This window comes from Shewanella sp. 11B5 (genome assembly GCF_002836795.1).
GTDB lineage: Bacteria > Pseudomonadota > Gammaproteobacteria > Enterobacterales > Shewanellaceae > Shewanella > Shewanella frigidimarina.
Genome location: NZ_PJAP01001056.1, coordinates 1 through 2493 on the forward strand (window position 1 = coordinate 1; position 2493 = coordinate 2493).

General features: G+C 42.2%; 2 protein-coding genes and 1 pseudogene. All 3 read right to left on the reverse strand.

What is annotated here, in order from left to right:
- Nucleotides 1-486: thioredoxin family protein (locus CXF78_RS20220; protein WP_102037764.1), on the reverse strand; the 486-nt coding region annotated here is incomplete at its 3' end.
- 226 nt (nucleotides 487-712) lie between these two features.
- Complete coding sequence (hemB, locus tag CXF78_RS20225; RefSeq protein WP_011635955.1) at nucleotides 713-1726, reverse strand: porphobilinogen synthase; 1014 nt, start codon at nucleotides 1724-1726, stop codon at nucleotides 713-715.
- Nucleotides 1727-1740: 14 nt separating this feature from the next.
- Nucleotides 1741-2475 (reverse strand): annotated as a pseudogene (locus CXF78_RS20230) (GGDEF domain-containing protein); the annotation flags it as partial.
- Between the last annotated feature and the right edge of the window lie 18 nt (nucleotides 2476-2493).

Sequence of the window (2493 nt, forward strand, 5' to 3'; positions counted from 1 at the left end):
CTCTTTGCCTTGTTGCTTAACGATAAACGTTGGGATTCGGCTGAACGCATATTTTGCCGCTAAACCTTCAGGGTCTTGTTTACTTCGATCGACACCAATGTATTCAACTTCAATATTGGGATTGGCTGCCGCTTCAATGATTCGCATAAAGTGCGGTGTTTCGCGATGGCAATCTGGGCACCAAGTGCCAATAATCACGACTATTTGCGTCGGTTCTTTAATGGCTTTGAGTACATCGATCGCTTGCGCATCAACTTGGTAATTGGTAAACCCTTCAGTATAGCCGGGTAATTCAGTTGTTAGAGTTTGTGGTTGGATTACGCCAGTTAAAATCACTTCTTGTTTCTCCTCGCTGCATGTTGCAATAAAGCCTTGTTGATCTTTTTCAAATGCGCAACCTGAATTCGCTGATGCGGCCATAGGCAGCATTTGGCTACTGAAAAAGAGCGCTGTTGTGGCCAATAATGTTCTAACGTTATTGTGCATGATAATGTCTCGGTTAAGAAGAAAATACTGTACTTGACTGTATTCAAGCATGCTTAAACAGGGCTGTTAAGAGACTATGACTTATGATGTAGAGTTGATCACGATAATGAGATGTATGAGACTTGCCTTATGATGTAATTGAATTGCAATTGACGTAGTGCGCAGTGTTAAAATAAAAAAGCCAACCCTAGATGGATTGGCTTTATAACTACGCAATATCGGAGGTTTACGAGTTTTGCTCTTTAAGCCACTGAGCAGCACGTTTGGCAAAGTAGGTTAGAATACCGTCCGCTCCAGCGCGCTTAAAGCAAAGTAATGACTCCATCACAATGGCTTTTTCTGCCAACCAACCATTTTGAATAGCAGCCATGTGCATGGCGTACTCTCCGCTGACTTGATAAGCAAATGTTGGCACTGCTAATTCTGTTTTGACACGGTGTACAATGTCTAAATAAGGCATCCCTGGTTTAACCATTACCATGTCGGCACCTTCTTGGATATCTAATGCCACTTCGTGTAATGCTTCGTCGCTGTTAGCCGGATCCATTTGGTAGCTGTGTTTATTGCCACCTTTTAAGTTACTAGCCGATCCGACAGCATCGCGAAAAGGACCGTAATAACTTGATGAATACTTAGCTGAATAAGCCATGATTTGAGTATTCACAAAGCCATTTTCTTCAAGTGCTTGGCGGATTGCACCGATACGACCATCCATCATGTCTGATGGCGCGACAATATCTGCTCCTGCAGCGGCATGAGATAAAGCCTGCTTGACTAGGATCTCGGTGGTGATGTCATTCATGATATAGCCAGTGTCATCGATAATACCGTCTTGACCATGAGTCGTGTACGGATCTAAAGCTACATCCGTCATGATACCAAGTTGTGGAAATGCCTGCTTTAATTCACGGACTGCACGTTGTACTAATCCATCAGGATTGTAAGACTCTTCTGCAAGTAAACTTTTTTTATCTGCTGGCGTCACTGGAAATAGTGCAATAAGCGGAATGCCAAGTTCAACAAGTTCAGCGGCTTCTTTTAATAATAGATCAACCGAGAAACGTTCAATTCCTGGCATTGAAGCAATTTTTTCTGAGCGTTGAAAACCTTCTAACACGAACATCGGATAAATGAGATCGTTAACTGTTAAGGTATTTTCAGACATTAAACGACGGCTAAATTCATGTTTACGCATGCGGCGCATTCTGCGCTGTGGAAAGGCACTAGTAATAATATTCAATTTCGACTCCTGGTTTAGATCTCGTCTGTTTCGAGCGGGTAATAGCAGACTTTGTTTCGGCCGCTGCGTTTAGCTTTATACAGGGCTTTATCTGCTTGTTCTAGTAATAGCATTGGGTGCTCATCACTTTCGATAATTGTTTCACTGACACCGATACTGACCGTTAAGGGTATCGTGTGGCCATTATGGACAATAGTAAGCTCGCTGATGGCTTGGCGAATTTGCTCTGCAACTAGCAGGGCACCTTCAATATCTGTACAAGGTAAAATAATAGCAAATTCTTCACCACCAAAACGTGATACGAGATCCGTTGGACGTTTTACGTATTCACATAATGTATTTGCAATCATCTTTATGGTGTAGTCGCCACTAAGGTGGCCGTATTGGTCATTGATATTTTTAAATTTATCGATATCAATCATTAACAAAGACATAGGTGTTTGTTGGCGACGGCTAATACGGCCTTCTGCAATTAGACGACGATCAAAAGCACTACGATTTTTCACTCCGGTAAGGCTGTCTATAGTGTTTTGCTCAGTCAGCTTTTGATTGACCTCATTGAGTTCGCGTAAGGTAATTTCTAATTCAAGTGTTCGTTCTTGTACCATTTGTTCAAGTTTTTCACTGTTTTCAGCTTCGTTACGCAGCGCTTCTTCACGGATCTCTCTAAGTCGTTGTGCTTGTTCTAATGTCTGTTGCTGGATCTCAAATTTAGCTTTTCGCTCATCGTTATAACGTAAGGCGAGCACTGCCTTACGTTATAACGA